A 26,623-nucleotide genomic window follows, 5' to 3' on the forward strand; every position below is an offset into this window, starting at 1 on the left:
TTTTATGGTACAAAGACTAAAAACTTATCTTCTTCTAGATAGCGTGTTTGTTCAATTTTCACGGCTACATCTTTAGTTGTATATGTATAAGGTCTTTCATGTGAAATATATTTAACTAACCGTTGAAGAGGTCTCATACCATCATGCGCACCACCAACACGGAAAATATTATTCATTCCAGACTCAACAATACGCTCAGCGCCATGAGCTGCTAGAATATCTCTATATTTAAATGATGACTCCCAAGGAGTAACTGTTACAGTTTGAGTAATTCTATTTTCTATATAAGGTATTATTTCTGATATATCGGAGACATGATGAATATATGTAGTTCGAGCTAATGGCTGATTACCAAAAGATCCTAATGGTGATTTCACAAGTAGCCAAGATTGATTATCACCTTTCTCAACTTTATATTTTGCGAATTGACACTCTTTTTCAATTAATGAAAATGATGCCTTTTCATCAAATGTTTGATCGCCTTTTGGCAAGATAGCCATATATCTATCTAATTGCTCTACAAGCTTATCAAAAAATGCATCAATGTTATCGCCAATATAATAGATATCTTGGGTTGAAAAACAGGCCTGCTGATCATAAAAACAAATATCATGAGCCACACCAATAGCAGAAGCTGTAATATCTATAGGATTATCAACAATCGCAATACTTTTTTTCGGACCAAATTTTAATATGTCGACGTTTACTGGTGTATGTTCTGTTGCCCATTTAATTGCATCATATCCCCCCCAACTAACAACAACATCAGCACAATTCATTATTTGTTGTGGGATTGCAATATCTTCGCTATGAGACCAATACATTACCGACATTGAGCGGCTAATTGGGTGGTGTTCATCTGTATCAATAAAACTTAAAGCTAATGCCATTGCCGTAAATGGATCAGTCGATGATGTTTTAATAATACATTCATTTTTAGTTAGAATTGCTCTAATAATAGAAGTGACCCCAGATAGAGGGACATTACCGGCCAACAAATGAACTGATTTCCCTTTTGGGATCGTCTTAACATAACAATCACCCTGAGGCAACCATTCATCTACAATATGCCGAGAGCCTAAATCGGTTTCGACAATATCATATAAGGCACTTTTTGAGCTCAAGATCATTGAGATCCAGTTAGCTTCTAATTTTGCCATTTCAGGTGAATATCCGAGAAACGTTACTAAGTCGCGAATATATATTAGTCGCCGAGAATAATTTTCACTTTTCCACTTCTGACCAACAGTATATAAAAAATTTACTATCTGATTGATATTTAAATTTTTTTTTATGATTTTTGATTTAATATTCTCAACATCATCTTGATTAATGATAGGGATACTAACTTTATTGTTATTAAGTATCAGTTCATGATATTCATGTTCTGAAGTATCTCTCTCTACACCACCAATAATCATTGGAATTTTCTTAATCATACAGCCCTCTAAAAACCAATTGCACATACCACTTCAGCATACAACCTTGCTGCATAGGAATGCGATATAGACTAGCTAATTCAAATAAGGGATGTAAAGCAAATTCGTAACATGTTAACACAATGTTCTTTTTATTGAATTAATGTCACATTTTTAATGAGAGACTCTGTTGTTTATTAAATTACGTCTATATTTATATGCCTTTAAATATAAAATAATAAAAGTAATATTAGATATTATCCTAAATAATTTAACCACCAATAAATAACAAAACAAACTGATGCATATACTTGATTTTTAAAATAAAAATAACATTTAAAAATCAAAAGAATAGAAACAAAATCTCGAACAAAAAACAACCATCACATTAAAAAAATAAGAATTTCTTTTTATATACGTTCATCTACAAAAGAATTATCTTTCCAAAAAAATATTGAATTTATTACAAAAAATACCATCACGCTCGTAAATGGCATTGATAATCATACTCTTAGGTTAATGACGGCATTAGTTATCCTTATCTTCTTTACACTTTATGCAGCCGCAGGCTTTGTGAGTGGTGCTTTCTTAATTCAAACCTTATTCCATATTCCTTATATATAAGCAGTATGGATCGGTGCAATATTTTTTGATGTAAAAGGCATAAGTGTTGCTCGAAAAATTTGTATGAGTTGGATGGTGGTTTCTTTAGTCGGTGCATTTGCCGTCGGTATTACTGGCGCAATGTATTACTCAGGTGTACATCATAACTTCAATAACGAAATGATCTTTTTGGAACTTGCCAAAGGCTTATTCCCAAGGTGGATTGCAGCTCATTCAGCATGATCAAATTCAACTCTCTTTAGCTTATACGAAATTATTCCAGCTTTCTTAATTAGCATCTATTGCGTTAGTTGTGGTGAGTTTAAAAGGTGAAAAACCCAATGAAACGACTTTACGTCATTTTGATGAGGTTAATAAACACGGCCAAAACCTGCCTCTACAACAGTAGCAAAAATCGGTCACCGTTACCGATAAACAAAACCCGCATGATACTCTTATCATAAGAGAATCAGTGCGGGTTTTTTATCATCAGTCATTATTTATAACGATTAAATTTCTTTCATCGCTGAAACGACTGATGGATCATTAATCAAGTTAAATAATAGGCTTTTAGCCGCTGTTCTCTGCGCATCAGACAACACTTTCTTTGGATTTTCTCGCGATTGAATCAGAATATTTGTAATGAATTTGCTGTTTGTGCCAGACAACTCATAAACAAAACGTAGCGTATCAAGCAATTCAGCCTGCGGTAAACTATAAACAGCCATTTCACAGCTAAGACCATCCATCGCAAGGAAGTTATTCACTACCGCCTTACGCTCAGCCTTAAATATTTCTTTTGCTTTAAACCCATCAATAAGTGCTTGCACTCTTTCAGCGATAGCAACAGGTACTTCCATTGTTTTAGTTTCATAAGTCATTATTGCTTCCCCTGTTTGTGTTCAGTTCTTTTATTAATATACTATTTGTATATCCCATAAGCACGAACGATTATGAATACTCCAAATCATAGTGTCATATTAGGCTTTGTTCTAAAAACTAACACACAAAATCAATCAATAATTGATACAAACAGCCATTGTTTTAATATTTTGTGATTAAGTTTTTTTAAAAAAAGACAAAAAGATGTGTACATCAGCAACACAGCTGCTATTATCCGTCTCGCTCTGTTGTTTAAGAGTTATTAAATGCAACACCAAGTAACAGTTAAACTAAAAGCTACAGTGACGTTTTCGTTTTGTATCTCTGTGTTTCCCTTGTATTGGCAGTAACATTAATAATTTAACCACGTAGCACATCGCATTTTAGCGGTTAATTAATCTCAACTAATAAGGGACATCTCATGTCTAACAAAACAACTGGTCTAGTAAAATGGTTTAACGAAGAGAAAGGTTTTGGTTTCATTACTCAAGACAACGGCGGCGCTGACGTATTCGTTCACTTCCGTGCTATCGCTTCTGAAGGTTTCAAAACTCTTGCTGAAGGCCAAAAAGTGTCTTTTGAAGTAGAGCAAGGCCAAAAAGGTCTTCAAGCTGCAAACGTTGTAGCTCTATAATTTATCTTTTTTGATAAATGAAAAAAATGCTGGCTAAGGCCGGCATTTTTTATGCCTGTTATTTGGCATTTATAAAAAGAAAAAGCCAACAATTCTCTCGTCGGCTTCAATATGTATTATTTACAGCACATCATCGTTCACATCACGAACTATCGGCGCAGGGAATTAAGTTTACTTTGGACTAAACCAAAGACAGTATTTGATGGATAAAAACCGTGTTCAGCTTCAACACCTACAGCATTACCTGTAAATATTTCAATCGCTTGTGAAACATGATTAATCGCCCAAATAGTAAACTCACCTTTTTCAACTGCGTCAACAATATCTTTACGTAACATTAAATTATGTACATTTGACTCAGGAATAATCACCCCTTGTCCTGGCGTTCTCCCTTTAATGCCACACACATCAAAAAAGCCTTCAATTTTCTGATTCACACCACCGATTGGCTGAGCTTCACCAAACTGATTCATTGAACCTGTGATCGCGATATCTTGCCGTAATGGTAATCCAGAAAAAGCAGAGACTATCGCACACACTTCCGCCATGGATGCACTATCACCATCAACACCACCATAGGATTGCTCAAAGGTCAGATGGGTGGTTAATGGTATCTTAGCTGTTTTACCAAACACGGACGCTAAGTACGCCGATAAAATCATCACCCCTTTTGAGTGGATATTACCGCCTAATTCAGCACTGCGTTCAATATCAAACACTTCACCACTACCATAAGCCGTTGTCGCGGTAATACGACTCGGTGCGCCAAACTGATAATCAGAGGTCGCAATCACCGATAGCGCATTTACTTGCCCCACCGCATGTGAGTGAACATCTAACAAAGTAGTTCCGGTTACGAAACTTTGCATCACATGATCTTTTAAACGACTAACACGCAATTCTTGATTGAGCATCGCTTGTTCAACATGACTGCTGCGAATCATAGTGGCATTAGATGCTCGCGCAACGTAATTTGTTTCACGTAATAAATTCGCAATATCAGCCGAGTGTAACGATAGCTTATTTTGATCATCTGCTTGGCGCGAACTGTATTCAATGATGCGCGCAATGGCTTTACGATCACAATGCAGCATATCGTTATCATGCACAATGCTGGCAATGAAACGTGCATAATGCTCTTCTGAAGTATCATTACGCGGCATATCATCTTCAAAATCAGCGGTTACACGAAATAGTTCTTTAAACTCAGGATCATAATGTTGTAATAGTTGATAAGTTTGATAATCACCAAACAGAATAATTTTCACATTCAGTGGAATCGCTTCTGGTTCTAGTGAAATGGTGCCAGACAGTGTCACCTCACGTTCAAGTGAGCTTAAATTTAGCTTTTGTGCGCGTAAAGCACGTTTAAGCCCATCCCAAACATACGGCCGCTCTAGCACTTTCACCGCATCCATCATCAACACGCCACCATTGGCACGATGAAGACTACCTGCTCGAATTAATGAAAAATCGGTGAAGACAGTACCTTTATAAGTGGCGTTTTCAACATAGCCAAAGATAGAATGATAACTGGGGCTCTCTTCAACCTCGATTGGAAATTTACGGGTATCAGATTGATGTACCAACACATTAACTTGATAACGGCGTGGCATTTTTTTATCTAATGAGGCATAAGCGAGTGCCACTTGCTCTTCATTTTCTTCTAAGAAAATATCAATGTTATCTAAGATATCTGCATACATATCAGCTAAATATGCTTTTACATCGACAACTTTTTTATATTTGAGCTGCAAATCTTTAATGCAATGACCCACAACTTCTTGAGCAATATTTTCATCCAGCTTTTGCTGTTTATCTGAATATTGTTCTTCCCATTCAGTCAGTTTTCGCACAATGCCACGTAGCTCAACTTCTAAATCATTAATGGTATTTTCAAACGTTTGCTGGTCATCAGCCGATAATGCCGCAAAGCTATCTTCGCTATGGGGCTCTTTACCGTTCATCGCCACTAATTGATAATCACCTTGGGTTGTGATTGAAACGCTAATACCGCGTTCTTCTGCACTTTTCGTTAATGATTTTAAGGTGGTCTCTTGTTTTGAAGCTAATTCTGATTTTAATTTTTCAGCACGCGAATAATAAAGTTCATTATCAAACGCTAAAGGAAACGCTTTGACTAACCGCTTCATTAAGCTTTCAATGTCTTTTTTAAAGCTACACCCTTCCCCTGCGGGTAGTTTTAGCACTTTCGGGCAACGTGTATCGCCAAAATTAGACACATAACACCAATCATACAGTGCATGGCTATTACCATTTGGCTCATGTCGATTTAGATAACGCATCACCATGGTACGCTTACCTAAACCATTACGACCAATGGCATAAATATTGTAGCCTTTCTCTTTTATCGACATCGCGAATTCAACAGCATGTTGAGCGCGTTCTTGTCCTACTATTTCATCTAATGGTGTAAGGTGCTTGGTTGACTTACACGCATCACTCAATCCGTTTAGGGCTGCAACTCGATACAGCTTGTCACTGGTTAGAGGCGCTAAAGGCATAATCGATCCCTCTCATTTATGACACTTATTCTAAGTTTACGCACAAATAACTGACTATTAGGTGATAGAGACTATATTTAGTGCGAAAGATCTCACTATTACACTGATTTTGCTTTAATTTTAACCAAAAAAAAGCCCAATCCAATATTTGTATTACTACAAATACCACATTGAGCTTATTTTTTATGCTTTATATCAACTACATGATCAAAAGAGACCTTTAGCCTATGCTTGCCATCGCACCTTTACCTACACCTTCGTAAGCAAAAACATCCAAACGATCAGTTGCCGTTAATTGTGGCTTAATTTGCTCTGCAATGTAGCTAGCAAGTAACTCAACGGTGGTGTCTGTGGCTAAAATTTCCGTCACTGATTTAGCAATCGCTAATTCAAATTCCCCTTGCGGCGCGGTATAACGAAAACCGTAATGGGTATCGTCATTAATATTAACAGCACTGCTTAGCGTTAATTCGCTAACACTGATCACATCTTCTTGTGACCCTAAATAGATATCATGCCAGCGTTGCGCCCATTGCTGTTCTAATTCAGCATTGCGTTGACCATTAACCACTAACTCGACAGGTGAGCGGTGACCGTGAGCAATGCGTTGACAATTACCATCATGTTTTTTTAAGCCGTGGCTGTAATGATAAAACGCGCCGTCAATCTTTTCGTGACGTAAGGTTATTTCTAATCCTTGCACATTACTAGGTAAATGACCCAACAATAATTGCTGTACATACTCAGTCACACTTTCAATAGTGATTGCATCTGTATCAATAAAGCAAAAAGCTTGCTCAGGACTATGCAGATGAATAGCGTGCTGATCACTGACTAAATCAACCGTCATATAATCCGCTTTCGTTGCTGCGGCCTGAATAGCGGCAGAGGCTGAAGGGATCAATAATCGGTGATCAACATACTGATCAACAAGTTGCTTAATTTGTTTTTTTACGCGACTGAAATCAAGCACCATGCTCATTTCATTCAACTCACCCGACATCACCACATCAAGGATCCAGCTTTCACCCACCATTCCCCGTTGTGGACATAAGTAAGATGCGTCAATTACAGTGAGGTCTCTAACGAATAGCTTCAAGGTGAAGTCCTTTATTGATAATGGTTGTCGTTTACTAGGGGAATGCATTATACGCGGCTCAACGAGTGAGTAAACCTTCAGTTTTCTTACCCTTTAATAAAATGTCCCAGTACAGTGATAACACCCTTATATTGTCGTGATAGCCACACTGGAACATCAACAAGCCATGCTTTAGAAGCGATAATTTAATGAAGCATAACCTGTTAGCACACTTTTTATTTGTGACGCGGCTTTATTAGATGACCATGGTTTAATATCTTCACCTTGAGTCGCGGTATTACGCATCCCCATTTCGGCTGAAATATGATTTGAAATTCGCCAAGCCACACCCGCTTGAACACCAAGCACCTGCCCAGATTGACTATGCGAGCCATAATTTTGGCCTTTAAGATCTGCGGTCATGTACCCTAAATGCGCACCGATAAATGGATTAATCGCCTTGCCTGCACGGAAAAAATAATCGGCATTTAAAAGGTGTAATGTCACATCAGTTTCAATTGCCTTAGCACCCTCAAAATCAGATTGAGTACTCATTTTTTGCCAACTGTAATAAATACGGCCAGAGCCACCCGCGGTATAAAAACCAAGATCGACACCAATAAATCCAGCGGCATCAGGTGCTGAAAAACGATTGATCAGCGTAGTGTTATTACCATTAACACTACCCGCAGTCATGCTGATATCACTGCTACCGCCAGTTAAACCAACAAAGTAATGAGTGCTATCATCAAATTTAACTAACGGGATCGTCGAATTATTATCAGTAACAGGTTGTAATACAAAAGGTTCAGCAGCTTGAGCTGAAGTTGATAATAATAGCGAGGTGAACGCACTAATAATAAGTGTTTTATTGTTCATGACTTAGCTTTGTCCTCTTATTGTTATAGTAATGACATTATATCAATGATATTTAATGTAAATTTTCATTTTTATCATACCTGAATAATTGATCAATCCCGAGTAATAACATCACAACTAATACCCATAAATACTCTTACATTTATATTGCTAACACTTGAATAGGTTATAAAACTGAAAAATAATTATACCAATTAGAGACATTTAAAAGTGATATTCATCACAAAATAAAGACAACTTTCCCCGTATAACAGATCAATTACCCACTTAACTAATGAATAAAATGAAAAAAATACCGTTTTTAGCATCAGCGATAACCACAGCATTGACCGCTGTTATCGCGTTTCCAGCAAGTGCTTGTACAACTATTCTTGTCGGTAACCAAGCCACAACTGATGGTTCTTACATTATTGCTCGTAATGAAGATTACCAAGCCACTAACGCTAAGCACTTTGTTTTCCATCCAGCAGAAAAAATGCAACAAGCTGACTTCCATGGTAATGCCAACAACTTTAGCTACCCAGCAGCTAAAAATGCATTGCAATACACCTCAATGTCAGACTTTGACACCAATAATAAGAGTATGGGCGAAGTTGGTTTTAACTCAGCAGGTGCCGGTCTTTCAGCAACAGAGACCATTTATAATGGCGTTAAAGCACTAAAAGCTGACCCATATATTACTCAAACAGGGATTGGTGAAGATGCCATTGAAAATGTGATTTTACCCCGTATTCACTCTGCAAAAGAAGGCGTAGAGTTACTTGGTAAAATCATTGAAACTCAAGGTGCAGCAGAAGGCTTTGGTGTGGCATTTGTTGATAATACGGGTATTTGGTATTTGGAAACGGGCAGTGGTCACCAATGGATGGCTGAAAAAATTCCAGCTGATAAGTATTTTGTATCCGCTAACCAAGGCCGTTTAAGTACCTATTTACCAAATAACCCTAATTACATGGCATCGCCAACATTAGTCAGCTTTGCCGAGCAACATGGTTTATACAAATCAGAAGCAGGCAAACCTTTCAACTTCCATGCTGCTTACTCACAAGACACACCTAACGATGTAACATATAACTATCCACGAGTGTGGACTTTGCAGCATATGTACACTCAAGGATTAACCACCAAGATCGACCAAGGTACTACTTTCCCTGTATTTCTAAAACCAACCAAGAAACTCAGTGTTGCCGATGTTGAACAAGGCTTGCGTAATCATTACCAAGGAACATCTCACGACCCATACTCAACCCAAAACCCTAAAGAAGCTTACCGTCCAATTTCGGTATTCCGTACTCAAGAGTCACACGTATTACAAGTACGTCCAAATTTACCGACTGCTATTGGTGATGTGGCATACATCTCGTATGGCATGACAGCACTTGGCGTTTACTTACCTTATTACCAAGGCATGACAGAAGTGCCTCATGCATTAACTATTGGTACAAATAAAGCCGATAGTGCTTCTGCTAACTGGGCTTTCCGTAAACTACAAACACTTGCGATGACGAACTGGAAAGTATTCTCTCCAATCGTACAAACCGCTTATCATAAGTTTGAAGTACAAACAGCATCAAAACAGCGTGAACTTGAGAAGAATTACCTTAAAATTTACAAGCGCCAGCCTAAAAAAGCACAAGCGTTAATCAATGATTTTGAGAAAACAACGGTTGCTGATGCATTAGCCTTAACCGAACAATTAACTAATACATTATTTACTCAAATGACCTACACCACCGATATGACATACCATTTCGAAGGTGCGTAATCATTAATGATAGCGTTAATTAACCAACATTAAGCGTCGCTTTATAACAAGAAGATCACTCAGAGATCTTCTTGTTTTTTATCTATCGTTCTGCTTCGTTGGTCACGAGGGGGGTTAATATTCGTTTCATACCATAATAAACGGCAATCATTGGTAATAGTAAAATAACAATCGCGATCCCATAGCTGATACCAGCTGGCACCCCCATTCCCCAACCTAATGTAAATGCTATTCCACCAATAGCATCCTTTATTGTATCTATAAATGAGTATTGGCTAATAAGCAAAGGTAGCCATGGTAAAATCAAGATACCAACGCCAATACTCACTATTTTTATTTTAATACCTTGTTTTAACATATGCACCTCACATTTGAACGGTGTTTTATTGTTAATTAAAAAACACCATTAAGTAACAATATTTCAAGTCACATTATTATTTCAAAATAATTAACTGACTTAGTGCTTAATTATTACAATTGAGTAAAAGTAATTTAAGTATTCATCCAATTATCATTGATTCAATATTGATTATAATCAGTGCCACATAACAGCAATACCGTTGCTGTTATTCAATCGACTTTCCTGTGTATTTCTACTTGCTTATCAGCAAATATTTCCCATTGGAGGGCACAATGAATCAACAACGCGCAGAGAATCTTTATTATTATCTTAGAGAACAAAATACACCACAAAAAGAAATGAATGTGGTGATCAAACAACTTATTGAAAATTATAACATTAACTTATATCCACTCGATCGTCGTTACCGTGCACGTATCGGTTATTCCCCTAATCGTTATGACATTAATAGCTATGGTACCGCAGGATCACGCACTATGAATCAAACTCGTGGCATGCAAAAAACACAATAAAAAATCATAAAAAAACCCCAATAATTGATTATTCAACTATTAGGGTTATTGCTTAATAATCAGTATGTTGCCACTTCATTATTTCAGACGATCAACAATAAGTGGCACTAAAGATGTATAAGCATACCAAGTTGCCGTAGCAATGATTACGGTCCATACAATGCGAGAAACCCATTGTGTTCGTTGCATATGGCGCGAAGGATCAGGTTCACCACAATGAGGACAGAAATGTGCACGACGAGATACCGTACCATCACAAGCTGGGCAATCAGTCAAACGCTTAGAACGAGACTTTGTCATAATTTCAGTCGCTATGTTGTCATCACCAACATCTGAGCGCGATGCGGGTTGGCTAAAATCAGGGGTATTCGCCGGTGGCGCTTTATGCCCAGAACGTTTTTCTGCATGTAAAGAAAATGATAATTCCGGTTTATTGGTATCATTATCATCATCAAGAGCAGAAAATTCAGTTGTCTTCACTATCATTCACCATTTGATTAATTTCCATACGCATAATACGCAATATTAAGCCAATAATCTCCATTTAAGCTGATATTAGTACGCTAATAGTACTACACTACAAAAATTAATCAGATATCATCTGATGAGCAAAAATCGCGATTATGCTAAAGCGTCGATAAATAATCATTTCTACCCTAACGTTTAACAAAGCTATGCAATGAATTAATTCACCCCCATCAGGGTTTTATATTTCGTAATGGCTTGCTGGCAAAAATCGCGTTCGTCATCGTCTTCAATATTATTGGTTAATTCAGCAAAAGCCTCATACCCTACTTTGCCATTTTTTACTTTCCATACCGCATAAGACGCTTGCTTATCTAACTCGATACGCATTCTTTCGCTATCTGACAATTGGGTTAAATTATACATATTATTCTCAGCCTACTTTTTTGTTAATTCTACCCAAGATTCGAATCAAGAAGAACCCTTTTCAAACTTGATTATTGTTATGCCTATTTTGCGCTTTAAAAGCAATCTATTGACACTTTTACTTGTGTAATCCATTACATTTTAAACAATGCCTATTTTTTAGCGGTAAAGAATAAAAACCACCAATCAAAAATAAACCCATTATTTATTATAGGTTTAAATATTATTACGCACATTTTTACACTTAATCAAACACAAAAAAGAAAACGATACCCTTAACACTTTCAACAGATTTGGTAATCAACGGAGCTAAAATAATAAAACAGCCTTAATTTTGTGACTTAGATCTCAAGATCTGAATATTTTATTCCATAAACTACTACCATAAATTGAAGCACAAACTCTGCTTCTGATAACTCATAAACCTAGGAGCTCTTCATGGCTACTCCACATATCAATGCCGAAGTTGGCGATTTTGCAGAAACAATTTTAATGCCTGGTGATCCACTACGCGCACAGTTTATTGCAGAAACTTACCTAGAAGATGTAAAGCGTGTATGTGATGTACGCGGCATGTACGGTTTCACTGGTACTTATAAAGGTAAGCCAGTATCAGTAATGGGTCATGGTATGGGCATTCCATCATGTTCTATTTATGTACACGAGCTAATCAAAGATTTTGGTGTTAAAAACATCATCCGTATTGGTAGCTGTGGCGCTGTTCATGATGATGTTAAGTTAATGGATGTTATCATTGCAATGGGTGCTTCAACTGACTCTAAAGTTAACCGCATTCGTTTCGCTAACCACGATTTCGCGGCTATTGCTGACTATCATTTATTAGAAACAGCAGTAAACCAAGCACGCGCACAAAATGTTGCAGTTCGTGTTGGTAACGTATTCTCTGCTGATTTATTCTACAGCCCAGAAGTTGGTCTATTTGATAAGATGGAACAACTAGGTATCCTTGGTGTCGACATGGAAGCGGCTGGCATCTACGGTGTTGCAGCAGAGCTTGGTGCTAAAGCACTGACTATTCTAACAGTGTCTGATCATATCAAACGTGGTGAGAAACTAAGTGCAGAAGCACGTCAGCATTCATTCAATGAAATGATGAACGTAGCGCTAGAAACGGCAATCAATCTATAATCTGTTACTGTGGTCATAGACCATTTATAATAGAAATTCGATATAAAGTGGAAAACGTATCTTTGAATATATTTTCCACTTTTTTATACCCGCTAATATTTAAAATATTCAATAATTTGATAATGCTAACAATATCTCTATATCATTATTTCACTTAGGTATAATTACGTCTTCTTAAACCGCAACTAGGCAATGCTCTATGACTTCATCCTCACTATCCACGACGCTGGATCAGTTGCCACCTGCTTGCGATAATATTCAGCTAAATTATTGTAAAACTGTCGCCTGTGCTAATTTTAGTCGTACTGATCCTAATTTATATGTACTACAAAACAGCAATCTCCAACGCCCCGTGCTTATCTGCCGTGAATGTGGTGCTTTTCCGCCTGTCATCAGTAATTATGATGTGGTCGCTGAAAAACAACGCTTAAAACTAGAACAAAATAGTGGTTTAGCCGCTTGTTCAAATAAGCACTGTCCTCATCATGGCTTACCTGTTCTCACCTACCGTCAGCATTATCATGCTTTTGGCTTTAGTGGCGAACGTCAACGTTATCGCTGTCGAGCCTGTCACCACACCTTTGTCGATCCTTGGTCGAGCAGTAATAACAAACACCAGTTACAACAAAAATTATTGGCATATTTATTTACGGGTTATACCGTACGGGAAATTTGTCGACGTTTGGCGATGAACCCAAAAACGTTTTATGATCAACTGAATAATATTGCGGCACGTTGTCGTCATCAATTAACCATTTTTGATGCCCGTTTAGGTAAACAATCACAAGCTCGCCAACTAGCAACAGATCTGACCCCATTGCAGCCTCAAAGTAATAATGGCGTATTATGGGTAGCAACCGCTGAAGTTAATTCAGGCTATGTGATAAGCCAACACGTCAATTACCAAACACAATCCGTAGCCACCTCGGTCACTCATCATGATGCTTATTGCAATGGAACCCGTTTTATTGCCCCTCATAACGACCATTATCCATCAAGTGCAGCACCATTATCACAAGGTCTACTGGCCCATATTGATACCACTTATCGCCATATTTTAGCCCGTAAAAATATGGAGAACCCACTTAGTGCCCAAGTCAACATTAATTACCCAGCTAAAGGCTGTCTAGTTCGTCCTCAATATACTGTATATAGTCACTTTTTATACTTGCATGAATTGCTCAATCACAATACGTCGACCTTAGCCGTGTTTATGCCGCAAGAAACGTTATTACGTTCAGCGTGTTTATCTATTTTTATTGACCGCATAAATAACCATACTATTGACCCACTTTATGTAGTTGAAGATCAGCAATGGCAACACGGACAACAGGTTGAAAAAATTGATATCGTATTAATGGGATGGTGGCGAGATCGGTGGGCATTTAGTCGTAATAAAAGCGGAAATAAAGGCATCTGTCATCTTGGTGGTAATAAAAAAGATCAACAACGCTGGTTAACGATTGCCACTCATCGTGCAGCAACGGCTTATCAACAACGTTTTTATGATCAATTTAACCATATGATTAATGAGCCACGACGTAAACTGCGTCCCGCCAGCTTATTACCATTATTGGACATTTATCGTGCTTGGCATAATCTTTGCCATCAAAATAAAACCGGAATAACCCCAGCTCAAACGCTGGATTTAATGTCATCACCAATGACACTTGAACAGCTATTGCGGTAACAGTGTTGCTATATATTTAGAAGGAACATCAGTGTCATCAGGTAATGATACATTTTCTAATTGAACACTATGGATGCAGGTCGTCTACACAAAACTTCATTTAGCCACCATTCTTACAAAAAAAAGCTCGAACTAAAAAATTCGAGCCTTTGTTGTTTTAACTGAGTGGCAATTAGACGTTAGTACACTTCACACCAATCTGATTTCATGTCGATCAATGTCCAGTCACCTCTAGAATTCGCTTCATCTAATGCTTTATCGAGTTTACCAACATGGGATTTACGATCGTACTTCCACTCACGCTCAGCATCAGTATGGTGAACAATCATTGCCATTGAATTTGGTTGGCTCGTTGCCCATTGCATCATCGCTTGATCACCATCTGAATTACCCACCGCTAAAATAGGCTTCTTACCTATAATATGCTGAATATTAGTGACCTTTCCGGCTTTATCATCAATGGTCAAAATAGATGCATCTTTAGTAACCGTCGGTTTACCATCGTTGTAGCTATAGTTATATTTAAGCGCGCTACCAATGATCTGCTCTGAAGGGATGTTGTAAGCTTGTGGCGCCCATGCCCTCATAAAATCAACGCCGCCACCCGACACAATGTAAGTCTTAAAGTCATGTTGCTGCAGATAAGTCAGCATCTCTTTCATTGGCTGATAAGTAAGAGCAGTATACGCTTTGTTAAAGCGTTTATCTTTTGCGGCCTTCAGCCATTGTTTAACTTCTTGTTGGTATTGCTCAACCGTCATACCAGAATGGGTCGCCATAATGATTTTCAATAACCCTTCTTCACCACTGCCAAGAACACTCTCAATATCTCCTTCAAGTACAAACTTAAATGGTGCTTGCGTTTTCCACTCTGGGTGCTCAGACGCCATCTCTTTTATACGATCTAATGCAAAGGCAAATTGAAAGTAATAAGGCTTTTCCGACCACAGCGTGCCATCGTTATCAAACACAGCGATACGATCCTCAACCGCGACGAAAGTCTTGGATTTGGCTTTAGTGGCTTGCTCCACAAAGTCTACAATAGCGGATTTACTCTCACTATCTTTCCAAGAAGGGAGCAATGTAGCATCACAATCTTTAGCAAAAACTGAGAAAGAAAAGCTTGATAAAATCGCGACTGACAAGAGAGTTATTTTATTCATAGCACCACCACGCTGTTGAATGAATTGCTGAGGTTAATTACATTGATTCTAGTTCGTTGAAGCTGATTTTCCATTTATAAACACTATAACCAATGTTTATATTGCTATTAAAACAGCCGTATTTAGCAGTATTGATCTAACATGCACTACAAGCTCGCAATGTACATAAAACAGAAAAATAAAGACTATTATTGTCCATCAGTATTTCTGGCACCAAAAACACAGCAAGAACTTTTTTACTCCTATTGATAAAAATAACTGTACAAAAAACGTACAGCTGTTATTATCAGCCTCGTTTTGTTGTTCAGGACGTTATTAAATGCAACACCAAGTCACAGTTAAACCTTCAGCTACAGCAACGTTATCGTTTTGTACTTCAGTGTTTCCCTTGTTTTGGCAGTAACATTAATAATTTAACCACTTAATACATCGCATTTTAGCGGTTAATTAATCATCTATATAAGGGGCATCACATGTCTAATACATCTACTGGTTTAGTAAAATGGTTTAACGAAGAGAAAGGTTTTGGTTTTATTACTCAAGACAACGGCGGTGCTGACGTATTCGTTCACTTCCGTGCTATCGCTTCTGAAGGTTTCAAAACTCTTGCTGAAGGCCAAAAAGTGTCTTTTGAAGTAGAACAAGGCCAAAAAGGTCTTCAAGCTGCAAACGTTGTAGCCCTATAATTTATCTTTTTTGATAAATGAAAAAATGCTGGCTAAGGTCGGCATTTTTTATATCTGCTATTTAGCCTACCTTCGCTATTGTCACTTAACTCCCCCCTACATTAGTAAAGCCAATACCAACCCATTATTAAGTGAATAAGGTTTAAAACGTATTACCCCATCTATCGTCCTTTTCAAAAATTCACGGTAGAGGATGGTGAAAAAAGACTTTAAATGCAGTTAGTCATATTTTTTTTGATTGCTATTATGTAACATTTATTCCGCCTTATTTAATAAACAATTAACTTATACATCATTACTATCGCGCGCAAATGATCAATAACCAGATCAAATGTTCGACTCATGAAAAGTAAAAAAGCACATATAGTTCATAACAAAAGCCTAAATAAAATTTGAAACTGCTTTTATTGCGATCTGAATATGATTTATTCCCATTTTAAATTGACAAAAAAGCCAAAAAAGACAATTATCAATCCATCAAATGCTCCAGTGCATTCCATATGCTCACTCTGTGGGTTAATGGTCATCATTAATGTACTTAGAGTAAGTATTAATTCTTTTGAACATGGTGCCATTTAAGGCTATAACTAATGCCATCATGACATAAGCCCTATACATAAGGTCGATAGATATGAGCACAAAATTAGAACAACTACGCGCACTAACTACTGTTGTTGCTGACACTGGTGATATCAAAGATATCAGCAAATACCAGCCTGAAGATGCTACAACAAATCCATCATTGATCTTAAAAGCGGCACAAATTGCTGAATACGCTCCTTTAATTGACCAATCTATTGCTTATGCAAAAGCACAAAGCAATGATAAAGCACAGCAAATCCAAGATACTTGCGACATGCTTGCAGTAAACATTGGTAAAGAAATCCTAAACGTTGTTCCTGGTCGTATCTCAACTGAAGTTGACGCACGTCTTTCTTTCGATACTGAAGGCAGCGTAATTAAAGCACGTCACCTAATCAAACTTTACAACGATGCTGGCATCAGCAACGATCGTATTTTGATTAAACTAGCGTCTACTTGGGAAGGTATTCGTGCAGCTGAGATTCTTGAAAAAGAAGGCATCAACTGTAACCTAACACTTCTATTCTCTTTCGCTCAAGCACGTGCATGTGCTGAAGCTGGCGTATTCCTAATTTCACCATTCGTTGGTCGTATTATGGATTGGTATAAAGCGAAAGAAGGCCGTAGTTTTGAAGCGCAAGAAGATCCAGGCGTTATCTCTGTAACTAATATCTACAACTACTACAAAGAACACGGTTACAATACAGTAGTTATGGGCGCAAGCTTCCGTAGCATTGGTGAGATTCTAGAGCTAGCAGGTTGTGACCGTCTAACTATCAGCCCACAACTTCTTCAAGAACTTGAAGATGCAACTGGTGTTGTTGAGCAGAAACTACTTCCAGCAACAGAGCTAAAAGCACGTCCTGCTGCTATGACTCACGCTGAATTCCTATGGGATCACAACCAAGAAGCAATGGCAGTTGAGAAACTAGCTGAAGGTATTCGTAACTTCGCAGTAGACCAAGGCAAACTAGAGACAATGATCGCAGATCGTCTTTAATCGCTAAGCACTATTTCAAAAAGCGGCTCCTAGAGCCGCTTTCTTAATTTAAATTTACTTAATATTTTGGTGGAAACACTATGGAACATAAAATGTTAGCTAACGCTATTCGTGCTCTAAGCATGGACGGCGTACAACAAGCAAATTCAGGTCACCCAGGCGCACCTATGGGTATGGCTGATATCGCAGAAGTTCTTTGGCGTGGTCATATGGACCATAACCCACAAGACCCTAAATGGGCAGATCGCGACCGTTTTGTATTATCAAACGGCCACGGCTCTATGCTTATTTATTCTCTACTTCACCTAACAGGTTATGACCTATCAATTGACGATCTTAAAAACTTCCGTCAACTGCATTCAAAAACACCAGGTCACCCAGAATACGGTTACGCACCAGGTGTTGAAACAACCACAGGTCCTCTAGGCCAAGGTATTACTAACGCTGTTGGTATGGCGCTTGCTGAAAAAGCAATGGCTGCACAATTCAACCGTGAAGGTCATGATATCGTAAACCACAACACTTACGCTTTCATGGGCGACGGTTGTATGATGGAAGGTATCTCTCACGAAGCATGTTCTCTAGCAGGTACGCTAGGTCTTGGTAAGCTAGTTGCTTTCTGGGATGACAACGGCATCTCTATCGATGGTGAAGTTGAAGGTTGGTTCGCTGACGATACAGCTATGCGCTTTGAAGCTTACGGCTGGCACGTAATTCGTAGCGTTGATGGCCACGATGCAGCAGCAATCAATGCCGCTATTGAAGAAGCAAAAGCTGAAACAGCTAAACCTACTTTGATCTGTTGTAAGACAATCATCGGTTTTGGTTCACCAAACAAGGCAGGTTCTCACGACTGTCACGGTGCTCCACTAGGCGCTGAAGAAATCAAAGCAGCACGTGAATTCCTTGGTTGGAACCACGGTCCTTTTGAAATTCCAGCAGACATCTATGCTGAGTGGGATGCAAAAGAAGCAGGTAAAGCAAAGCAAGCATCTTGGAACGAGAAGTTTGCAGCATATACAGCAGCATTCCCTGAGCTAGCGTCTGAGTTTACTCGTCGTATGAACGGTGGTCTACCTGCTAACTGGGAAGCTGAAACAAGCAAAGTTATTGCTGATCTGCAAGCAAACCCAGCTAACATTGCATCACGTAAAGCCTCTCAAAACGCACTTGAAGCATTTGGTAAACTATTACCTGAATTCATGGGCGGTTCTGCTGACCTAGCACCTTCAAATCTAACCATGTGGTCTGGTTCTAAGTCAATCACACCAACAGATGCTTCAGGCAACTACATTCACTACGGTGTTCGTGAATTTGGTATGACTGCAATCATCAACGGTATGGCACTACACGGTGGTTTCGTTCCTTACGGCGCAACATTCCTAATGTTCATGGAATACGCACGTAACGCACTACGCATGGCTGCTCTGATGAAAGTTCAGAACATTCAAGTGTACACACACGATTCAATCGGTCTAGGCGAAGATGGTCCAACTCACCAACCAGTTGAGCAAGTATCATCTCTACGTCTAACACCAAACATGAGCACATGGCGCCCATGTGACCAAGTTGAATCTGCTGTTTCTTGGAAATACGCGATTGAACGTAAAGATGGTCCAACATCTTTAATCTTCTCTCGTCAAAACCTAACTCAACAAGATCGTACTGCAGAGCAAGTAGCTAACATCGTTAAGGGTGGTTACATCCTTAAAGATTGTGCTGGTAAGCCAGAGCTAATCTTAATTGCAACAGGTTCTGAAGTGGGTATCGCAGCAGAAGCATACGCAGAACTAACAGCAGCTGGTCGTCAAGTACGTCTAGTTTCTATGCCTGCTACTGACTTATTTGATAAGCAAGATGCCGCTTACCGTGAAAGTGTTCTACCAGCAGACGTTACAGCTCGTATTGCTATTGAAGCGGGTATTGCTGACTTCTGGTACAAGTATGTAGGTCTTAACGGTCGCATCATCGGTATGACAACATTTGGTGAATCAGCGCCTGCTGAAGAGTTATTCAAAATGTTCGGCTTTACTGTTGAAAACATCGTTAACAATGCTAAAGAATTACTAGCATAAGTTAATAGTTAATAAGAACCGTATTTGTTGTTCTTAAATAACGAATCTAAAAATGGTCTAACAAATGTTAGGCCATTTTTTTATCTGTTTTTTATGACCTAAGTGTTACTTCATAAGTATTGCTTCATAATCATCCGCAAACAGTCATTATTTTCTCGTTATTTAAACGGAATCCACTCCCCAAAAAATAATTTCAACTGATATCCACAATAAATTTCACCTTGTTGAAAGACAAAAGGCTACTTACTGTATGATAAAAACTATCAAAAATTAACCCGACATTCATTTCTTAAGCATGATATTTTTAGAATTGAGTTCTTTATCACTATGATTACGAGCCTTTAGTAGTAGCACTCGGTGCTACTTTTTACATTCATTTTATAGGTGACTATTTAACATTTACTTCACCCTATTCATCGGGTGGATAGAATATTTGACTATAAAGCTCACTAATCATAATAAATAGCTATTACTTAATATTAATACCTTTTAAAAACAAATAACTGCTTTGTTTACTCCACAAAAAAGTAATTATTATTAATAGCTATGTTTCCATTTTTATATACTAATATAATAATAAAACTCTATGTTTAATTAAATATCTACATAATGATTTTTGCTTCTTATACCCATTTTAAATATTCAGCAATTATCAAAAATAAAATATTTGATTATAAAAAAGTATATTGTTCAAATTTAAAATAAGCGTAAATTAAACCCCATAGACAGACACAAACTTATTATTAACGCTGTTTATTGAAGGATTAAGAATATGAGTCATAATAGCCAAGAACATCAAGGTTCTCAAAAAGGTCATCAACATACAGCTGAAGCTGAACATGTGAAGATGGAACGTCGTTACGGTGAAGAAGTAGAACACAAACATGACCGTGACCACCATGAAGTACGTGACCATGAAAAAAGCCACCCACACACTCAACATGGTGGCGATCCTGTAGGTCATAAACACCCAGAACAAACTCATGGCGACCGTCATGAACATGACGAACACCGTCATCACAAAACTAAAGAGCATGATCATAAAGAATCATCTCGTGAACATCACAAAACTTCAACTAAATAATTAATTATTTAAGTTTACGTTTTTATTCGTGATATTTTAAAAGCCGATTTAATAGTGGTAATAGTTTTATTATCCATTTAAATCGGCTTTTGTTTTTTATTTTAATACCAATGTTTTTTAAATAAAAATTTATTTTATATTTTATTTAATAAATACGGCGATATAAAGTCAAAAACCTCTTGCTCACACAAACCAACACTTACGTCAATTCCTGCCTGTTTTAACACATCAATACCTTTACCACTATTTCGTGGATCAGGATCAAGAGTAGCAACTACGACTCGCTTTATCCCTTTTTCAACCAAAGTATGTGCACAAGATGGTGTTCGACCAACAAACGAACAAGGTTCCAAAGTCACATAAGCGGTCACATAGTTAAGTGGCGATGCATAATTTGCTAATGCCATCGCTTCTGCATGATGACACCCCGGTGATTGCGTAAAACCTTCACTCACAATTTCCCCATCTCGCACTAACACACACCCAACAGGTGGGTTAGGACGACAAGCTGGCAATGCTTGATGTGATAATGCTAATGCACGCTGCATAAAGCTGATTTCTTGCGCTAAATCTGTCATAACAACTTCACTTTAATAATCACAGAGTATCTATTCTATACCGAAATCAGGCCAACCGTTATGTTGAAGCCATGAATGATAAATGAATCAATGACTCACCCTCAATTCAGGTGCCATAGGTTTAAATACCCGTTCTGAATAACATGAGGTTTTTCATGAAACGATTAATAATAACGTTAGCATTATCGCTAGCACTGCATTCATTCTCAGCATTAGCATCAATGCCAACCACCGCCACACAACCCCCGTTAACGACTCAACATATGATTGAGTATATAGATCATACTCATCAACTAACGGCTGCAGAAAAAATTCAAACCGACGTAGTAAGTTCAATCAATACTAATAACTACTTACAGATCAATTCCCATAGAGATCCGCATTTAGAACAACGAGAAGTTATACTGCGTCCTAAGAAAAAACACACCAGTCACTATCAAAGCCATAGTTAATATAAATAATCATTAAGATAATGAAATATTGTCTTTTTCTCTAAATACTCTATTCGCCCAGCTTAATATTGCATCAATCAACTGGGCGAAATTGCCTTTTCTGCATCTTTGACAAGTAAAATACCTTATACTCATCATTTATATGCTTTCTAGCTGTAATTATTGAGAAATTAAGTAAAAAAATAGCGCCTACAGCATTAATTCATTTAGGGTTCAGAAAAGCTATGTTTTGATACCTATTCGCCAAATAAGCCAAGTGCCAGGCACTTATTAAAAATAAAAGAACTGACGAGTATTATGTTTACGTTTAAAACGACAGTACTAACTAATTTTGTAAACTATCGCCTTATTAGCCTTTTTGGGCTATCAATTATCACTACTGCTGCCGTATTATCAATTAACACCACATCATCAACACGCCATAATGAAATACAACTGCCTTTAATAACTAATCCTCAAGTTGTATTAAATACTCTAAAACCAGCCGCAGTGATCAAAAACATTATATTGCCACCTACTTATGAATATGAAGTAAAACAAGGCGATACACTGAGTGAAATTTTTTCTCGTTTAAATTTGCCACAATCAGATGTCAAAAACATCATGGCTGCAGATTTAAATAGCTTACAGATTGATAACCTACGTCCCAATGATATTTTACGATTTTGGGTAACAGACACAGATCATCGATTAAATAAACTCCAACTGCAATTTAATGTCGCGCATACGATTGACTATACACGAGATAAAAATAACGACTTTGATGTTAAAGAAGTGACCTTACCCGGAGTATGGCGTGAAAAAGTCATCAATGGTGATATTAGTGGAAGTTTTAGCCTTTCAGCGAGAAAAGCGGGTCTAAGTAACAGTGAGATCAGTGAAATCATTGCTATCTTTAAAGATAAGTTGAATTTTACACAAGACGTAAAAGCAGGTGATCGTTTTGAAGTTGTAAGTAAGGCCAAATATGTCAATGATCAAGCAAGTGGTGATACGGAACTTCAGGCAATTCGTATTTACACCAAAAAACACCAATATTCAGCTTATTTAAGCAGTGATGGTAATTTCTATGATCAAAATGGTGAAAGCTTACAGCGCGCATTTTTACGCTATCCAACAACGAAACGGTTCCGTATTAGTTCACAGTTTAACCCTTATCGTCGCCACCCAGTAACAGGACGTATTCAACCTCATAACGGGGTCGATTTTGCAGCCCCAACAGGAACACCGGTATTAGCGACCAGTGATGGTGTCGTAACTCGCGTGACAAATCACCCTTACGCTGGTCGTTATGTGGTAATCAAACACAGTGCTAATTACAGTACCCGTTATCTGCATAATAGCCGCATCTTGGTCAAAGTCGGTCAACGTGTAAAACGCGGTCAAAAAATCGCATTATCTGGTAGAACTGGACGTGTTACTGGCCCTCATATTCACTATGAATTGTTAGTACGTGGCAAACCTGTTAATCCATTAACAGCGAAGATTCCACTAGCCGCATCGGTTTCACATCAACAAAAGAAAGCCTTTGAGCTTGATGTGGTGCAATACAACCGTTTAATGCAGCAGCCATTGCCACCGAAAGAGAGTGAGATTCAAGTCGCTAGCAACGAACCAAAAGATTCGTAATTACCCTATAAAAGGCATTGTTGACCCACAGCAATGCCTTTATTAAACATCACTACAACAGATCCCTTTCACCTTAGATACACTCTGATACATTTATGTTACTTAAAATTCAATTAAACGTGATATTGTTCCTGTTTTAAAATGGATTTAATGATTATTCTCAGACTGTTATAACGCAGTGCCAATACGAAAACATTAATTAATCGTTATCTCTCAATAGCCCATATACAGGACGTATCTATGGCCACAAAAAATATCCCGTTTGAATTTGCAGATCTTATGGTTGAACCGGGAAGCCATGCCAATTGCGAACTTGAAATTGCTCGCCTATATACTCACTCCCCATTATCAGTCTCTGTTGATATTCTGCATGGAAAACATCCAGGTCCAGTATTACTGATCAATGCTGCTATTCATGGTGATGAGCTCAACGGTATTGAAGTTGTACGTCAAGTTATTGAAAAAATAGATTTATCAAAACTACACGGCACTATTATTGCGGTACCTGTCGTTAACGTGTTTGGCTTTATTCATAAATCACGTTATCTTCCAGATCGCCGAGATTTAAACCGTTGTTTTCCAGGCGCAGAACGCGGTTCCATCGCAGGCCGTATGGCGTATCAATACTTTAATCAAGTTGTACGCCGAGCTACTCATGTGGTTGATTTGCATACCGCCGCTATTTATCGTACAAACTTACCACAAATTCGTGCAAATCTTGATAACCCACAAGCAAAAGCAATGGCAATGGCATTTGGCTCTCCGGTAGTGGTTGACGCCAGCCTTCGTGAAGGCTCATTACGTGCCGCAGCCGAAGAATTTAATATTCCCGTGATCACCTTTGAAGCAGGTGAAGCACTTCGCCTTGATGCCCATGCCGTTGGTTCAGGTGTACAAGGTGTATTAAAAGTAATGCAGCACTTAGAAATGTTACGTACGAGCCGCAGTAAAAAAATAGTAGAGCCAATGGTGCCAAAGGCGACACGTTGGGTACGTGCTGATTCTGATGGCTTACTACGCTCACACGTTGCATTAGGTGAAAAAGTAGATAAAAACCAAGTTATTGCGACGATCAGCGATCCTGCTGGTAGTAATCAAATAACAGTGATTGCACCACAAGGTGGCATTGTCATTGGTCAACAAACACTACCACTCGTGAACGAAGGTGATGCTATTTTCCACATTGCGTTTTTTGAAGAACCTGATGGCTTAGTAGAAGAGCAAGTTGAGTCTTATCTTTACGATGCGATTGAAGAGCTTGATGATGATTTAAAATGGGGCATGACCAGCTAATACATCATTATCATTAAAAGATGTCTATAAATAAAGTACAAACAAAAAGAGAAGCATTATTAGCTTCTCTTTTTTATGGTATTTATTTTGTAACTTACTGTTTATTTGCATGTTCGAAGTAATTGCTGATATTTTTCAGGTGTATCAATATCATGATAAATACCACTTGATGCATCTAACTGTAAATATTGCTCTTCACCTGTTTGTAATACTTGTTTCATTTTCGCCGTCGTCGGTAAAGCTAAAATTTGAGGAATTAACGCAGCATCAATTAAAACGGGATGCCCTGTTTGTTGCTTATTACCAGGAAAGACCACTCGCTCATGACGCATTTGCGATAACAGCGAAAATACCTGCGGATCGATACAAGGCATATCGGCATGAGTAATAAAAAACCATGAACTGGTTACCGCTGCAATTCCCTTTTGAATAGAGCTTAACATGCCTTGTTGATAATCAGGATTCACCACCACAAGAATATGTGGCTGATGTTGGTATTGCTGTACCAATTCATCGGCGCGATAACCGGCAACGACTATTACTTTTGAACAAAAGACCAAGGCGTGTTCAATAGCAATATCGAGTAGTGTACTGTCACGATAAGGTAGCATAGGTTTCCATGCCCCCATTCGTGATGACAGCCCCGCAGCCGGTATAACACAATCAACCATGGTGATAATGCCATGAATCACAGTCAATGCCGTTTTTTACTGCGATAACTTCTGCGATCACGGCAATGGCAATTTCAAACGGGGTCTTACTACCAATAGCAATCCCAATTGGCGCATGTAATCGTGCTAATTGTGACTGTGTATATTCACCAATTCGCATTAATCGTTCACGACGACGAGCACTGTTCGCATGTGAACCTAATGCACCAATATAAAACGCATTGGACTCTAATGCTCCCATCAATCCCATGTCATCAACACGAGGATCATGGGCAAGTGCTAACACTGCGGTATAAACATTGGTATAACGCTCAACAAAAGCATCCGCAGAGCACCATTCAACATCAATGCCCCCTTCTGCCGCTGTCCAACGCCAACTTTGACTGTAATTTTCACGAATGTCACACAATCTTACAGTAAATCCCGCTCTCACGGCTAACCGTGCAACCTCTTCACTGACTTGGCTTATACCCAATAATAGTAATTGCCAATGTTGCTGGTAATGCACCGTTAACCAGGGGGAAGGATATAGCGTAGTATCTGTACCACTGACAATATTACGTTGCTCTGTCTCAATATTAATAGCACGAATAAAGGCAGGCGTTTGTTCCGCTGCCGTTAACCAACTATCGACTAAATAACAATCATCAGGGTATAAATGTTCAATTAATAAAGAGATGTGACCACCACACGGCAGTTCATATTGGCTACCATTTGCGGCTAAATGGGTACCATAATCAAACACTTGTAGTGGTTTATCTAGCTCATGTTGTTGAATTAACTTCATAAAAGCATCTTCAATACACCCGCCGGATACCGATCCTGAGCGAATGTCACCATCAGTAGCAAATAAAGCGCCAACAGGACGAGGAGCCGATCCATAAGTGGACAAAATAGTACATAACCACACTGATTTCCCTTGGTGTAGCCATGTCTGACAATCTAATAATACGTGTTTATCTAAGGCATTCATAAGTCGTCTATCACTTTGTTTACTATAACAACAATACCGAAGTTAGCCTG

General features: G+C 38.3%; 26 protein-coding genes. 14 read left to right on the forward strand and 12 right to left on the reverse strand.

The window, feature by feature from the left end; all coding sequences use genetic code 11:
* Positions 1–2: 2 nt before the first annotated feature.
* Positions 3–1,439: a long-chain-fatty-acyl-CoA reductase LuxC gene (gene luxC, locus CZ809_RS05440; protein ID WP_080156359.1), complete on the reverse strand. Its 1,437-nt coding sequence runs from the start codon at positions 1,437–1,439 to the stop codon at positions 3–5.
* Positions 1,440–1,913: 474 nt separating this feature from the next.
* On the opposite strand from luxC, the gene CZ809_RS21540 reads away from it, so the two are divergent.
* Complete coding sequence (locus CZ809_RS21540; protein WP_442437220.1) at positions 1,914–2,042, forward strand: sodium:solute symporter family transporter; 129 nt, start codon at positions 1,914–1,916, stop codon at positions 2,040–2,042.
* 63 nt (positions 2,043–2,105) lie between these two features.
* Positions 2,106–2,264: a hypothetical protein gene (locus CZ809_RS21140; protein ID WP_159447937.1), complete on the forward strand. Its 159-nt coding sequence runs from the start codon at positions 2,106–2,108 to the stop codon at positions 2,262–2,264.
* 266 nt (positions 2,265–2,530) lie between these two features.
* Here CZ809_RS21140 and CZ809_RS05445 read toward each other — a convergent pair whose 3' ends face one another.
* Positions 2,531–2,902, reverse strand: a complete 372-nt coding sequence (locus CZ809_RS05445; RefSeq protein WP_080156360.1) for a hypothetical protein — start codon at positions 2,900–2,902, stop codon at positions 2,531–2,533.
* A gap of 422 nt (positions 2,903–3,324) precedes the next feature.
* Here CZ809_RS05445 and cspE (CZ809_RS05450) point away from each other — a divergent pair, with 422 nt between their 5' ends.
* Complete coding sequence (gene cspE / locus CZ809_RS05450; protein ID WP_005372751.1) at positions 3,325–3,537, forward strand: transcription antiterminator/RNA stability regulator CspE; 213 nt, start codon at positions 3,325–3,327, stop codon at positions 3,535–3,537.
* A gap of 149 nt (positions 3,538–3,686) precedes the next feature.
* Here cspE (CZ809_RS05450) and CZ809_RS05455 read toward each other — a convergent pair whose 3' ends face one another.
* The 3 genes from CZ809_RS05455 to CZ809_RS05465 form a co-directional block, all read right to left on the reverse strand.
* Positions 3,687–6,062 (reverse strand): Lon protease family protein, encoded by a 2,376-nt coding sequence (locus CZ809_RS05455; RefSeq protein WP_080156361.1) that lies wholly within the window; start codon positions 6,060–6,062, stop codon positions 3,687–3,689.
* A 220-nt stretch (positions 6,063–6,282) separates the two neighbouring features.
* A complete protein-coding gene (locus CZ809_RS05460) occupies positions 6,283–7,161 on the reverse strand; it encodes a 6-carboxytetrahydropterin synthase (protein ID WP_080156362.1) in 879 nt (292 codons plus the stop codon).
* Between the two features lie 171 nt (positions 7,162–7,332).
* Positions 7,333–8,019 carry a hypothetical protein gene (locus CZ809_RS05465; RefSeq protein ID WP_080156363.1) on the reverse strand — a complete coding sequence of 229 codons (687 nt, stop codon included), beginning with the start codon at positions 8,017–8,019 and terminating at the stop codon, positions 7,333–7,335.
* 283 nt (positions 8,020–8,302) lie between these two features.
* Here CZ809_RS05465 and CZ809_RS05470 point away from each other — a divergent pair, with 283 nt between their 5' ends.
* Positions 8,303–9,784 (forward strand): C69 family dipeptidase, encoded by a 1,482-nt coding sequence (locus CZ809_RS05470; protein ID WP_080156364.1) that lies wholly within the window; start codon positions 8,303–8,305, stop codon positions 9,782–9,784.
* An 82-nt stretch (positions 9,785–9,866) separates the two neighbouring features.
* On the opposite strand, the gene CZ809_RS05475 is transcribed toward CZ809_RS05470, so the two are convergent.
* On the reverse strand, positions 9,867–10,142 hold the full coding sequence (locus tag CZ809_RS05475; protein ID WP_080156365.1) for a hypothetical protein: 276 nt from the start codon (positions 10,140–10,142) through the stop codon (positions 9,867–9,869).
* A 275-nt stretch (positions 10,143–10,417) separates the two neighbouring features.
* Here CZ809_RS05475 and CZ809_RS05480 point away from each other — a divergent pair, with 275 nt between their 5' ends.
* Entirely contained in the window at positions 10,418–10,657 is a 240-nt protein-coding gene (locus CZ809_RS05480) for a hypothetical protein (RefSeq protein WP_080156366.1), read from the forward strand.
* 78 nt (positions 10,658–10,735) lie between these two features.
* Here CZ809_RS05480 and CZ809_RS05485 read toward each other — a convergent pair whose 3' ends face one another.
* Both CZ809_RS05485 and CZ809_RS05490 read right to left on the reverse strand, forming a co-directional pair.
* Positions 10,736–11,137 carry a hypothetical protein gene (locus tag CZ809_RS05485; protein ID WP_370738013.1) on the reverse strand — a complete coding sequence of 134 codons (402 nt, stop codon included), beginning with the start codon at positions 11,135–11,137 and terminating at the stop codon, positions 10,736–10,738.
* A 204-nt stretch (positions 11,138–11,341) separates the two neighbouring features.
* Positions 11,342–11,548: a DUF3283 family protein gene (locus CZ809_RS05490; protein ID WP_080156368.1), complete on the reverse strand. Its 207-nt coding sequence runs from the start codon at positions 11,546–11,548 to the stop codon at positions 11,342–11,344.
* A 438-nt stretch (positions 11,549–11,986) separates the two neighbouring features.
* Between CZ809_RS05490 and deoD the strand changes: the two genes are divergently transcribed.
* Positions 11,987–12,697, forward strand: coding sequence for a purine-nucleoside phosphorylase (gene deoD / locus CZ809_RS05495; RefSeq protein WP_045035434.1), 711 nt, complete (start codon positions 11,987–11,989; stop codon positions 12,695–12,697).
* 199 nt (positions 12,698–12,896) lie between these two features.
* Positions 12,897–14,387, forward strand: a complete 1,491-nt coding sequence (locus CZ809_RS05500; RefSeq protein ID WP_080156369.1) for a lactate dehydrogenase — start codon at positions 12,897–12,899, stop codon at positions 14,385–14,387.
* A 179-nt stretch (positions 14,388–14,566) separates the two neighbouring features.
* Here the strand turns inward: CZ809_RS05500 and CZ809_RS05505 are convergent, their stop codons facing one another.
* Positions 14,567–15,550, reverse strand: a complete 984-nt coding sequence (locus tag CZ809_RS05505; protein ID WP_080156370.1) for an HAD family hydrolase — start codon at positions 15,548–15,550, stop codon at positions 14,567–14,569.
* A gap of 473 nt (positions 15,551–16,023) precedes the next feature.
* Here CZ809_RS05505 and cspE (CZ809_RS05510) point away from each other — a divergent pair, with 473 nt between their 5' ends.
* From cspE (CZ809_RS05510) to CZ809_RS05525, 4 genes are all read left to right on the forward strand, one after another.
* Positions 16,024–16,236 carry a transcription antiterminator/RNA stability regulator CspE gene (gene cspE, locus CZ809_RS05510; RefSeq protein ID WP_060997435.1) on the forward strand — a complete coding sequence of 71 codons (213 nt, stop codon included), beginning with the start codon at positions 16,024–16,026 and terminating at the stop codon, positions 16,234–16,236.
* A 631-nt stretch (positions 16,237–16,867) separates the two neighbouring features.
* Positions 16,868–17,818, forward strand: coding sequence for a transaldolase (gene tal, locus CZ809_RS05515; RefSeq protein WP_080156371.1), 951 nt, complete (start codon positions 16,868–16,870; stop codon positions 17,816–17,818).
* Between the two features lie 80 nt (positions 17,819–17,898).
* Positions 17,899–19,893, forward strand: a complete 1,995-nt coding sequence (gene tkt, locus CZ809_RS05520; RefSeq protein ID WP_080156372.1) for a transketolase — start codon at positions 17,899–17,901, stop codon at positions 19,891–19,893.
* Between the two features lie 772 nt (positions 19,894–20,665).
* Entirely contained in the window at positions 20,666–20,977 is a 312-nt protein-coding gene (locus CZ809_RS05525; RefSeq protein ID WP_080156373.1) for a cation diffusion facilitator family transporter, read from the forward strand.
* A 134-nt stretch (positions 20,978–21,111) separates the two neighbouring features.
* Here the strand turns inward: CZ809_RS05525 and CZ809_RS05530 are convergent, their stop codons facing one another.
* Positions 21,112–21,555 (reverse strand): bifunctional diaminohydroxyphosphoribosylaminopyrimidine deaminase/5-amino-6-(5-phosphoribosylamino)uracil reductase RibD, encoded by a 444-nt coding sequence (locus CZ809_RS05530; RefSeq protein ID WP_080156374.1) that lies wholly within the window; start codon positions 21,553–21,555, stop codon positions 21,112–21,114.
* 155 nt (positions 21,556–21,710) lie between these two features.
* Here CZ809_RS05530 and CZ809_RS05535 point away from each other — a divergent pair, with 155 nt between their 5' ends.
* The 3 genes from CZ809_RS05535 (at position 21,711) to CZ809_RS05545 (ending at position 24,929) form a co-directional block, all read left to right on the forward strand.
* The gene (locus CZ809_RS05535; protein ID WP_080156375.1) at positions 21,711–22,007 is read left to right on the forward strand and encodes a hypothetical protein; all 297 of its coding nucleotides are present in this window, start codon (positions 21,711–21,713) and stop codon (positions 22,005–22,007) included.
* Positions 22,008–22,304: 297 nt separating this feature from the next.
* The gene (locus tag CZ809_RS05540) at positions 22,305–23,636 is read left to right on the forward strand and encodes a peptidoglycan DD-metalloendopeptidase family protein (RefSeq protein WP_080156376.1); all 1,332 of its coding nucleotides are present in this window, start codon (positions 22,305–22,307) and stop codon (positions 23,634–23,636) included.
* Positions 23,637–23,876: 240 nt separating this feature from the next.
* Complete coding sequence (locus CZ809_RS05545) at positions 23,877–24,929, forward strand: succinylglutamate desuccinylase/aspartoacylase family protein (RefSeq protein ID WP_080156377.1); 1,053 nt, start codon at positions 23,877–23,879, stop codon at positions 24,927–24,929.
* A gap of 101 nt (positions 24,930–25,030) precedes the next feature.
* Here CZ809_RS05545 and CZ809_RS05550 read toward each other — a convergent pair whose 3' ends face one another.
* Both CZ809_RS05550 and CZ809_RS05555 read right to left on the reverse strand, forming a co-directional pair.
* Positions 25,031–25,600 (reverse strand): NTP transferase domain-containing protein, encoded by a 570-nt coding sequence (locus CZ809_RS05550; RefSeq protein ID WP_080156378.1) that lies wholly within the window; start codon positions 25,598–25,600, stop codon positions 25,031–25,033.
* The gene (locus CZ809_RS05555; protein WP_080156379.1) at positions 25,593–26,573 is read right to left on the reverse strand and encodes an XdhC family protein; all 981 of its coding nucleotides are present in this window, start codon (positions 26,571–26,573) and stop codon (positions 25,593–25,595) included. The genes CZ809_RS05550 and CZ809_RS05555 overlap by 8 nt, the downstream gene beginning before the upstream one ends.
* Between the last annotated feature and the right edge of the window lie 50 nt (positions 26,574–26,623).

It is taken from the genome of Photobacterium piscicola (assembly GCF_900166965.1).
GTDB classification, from domain to species: Bacteria; Pseudomonadota; Gammaproteobacteria; order Enterobacterales; family Vibrionaceae; genus Photobacterium; species Photobacterium piscicola.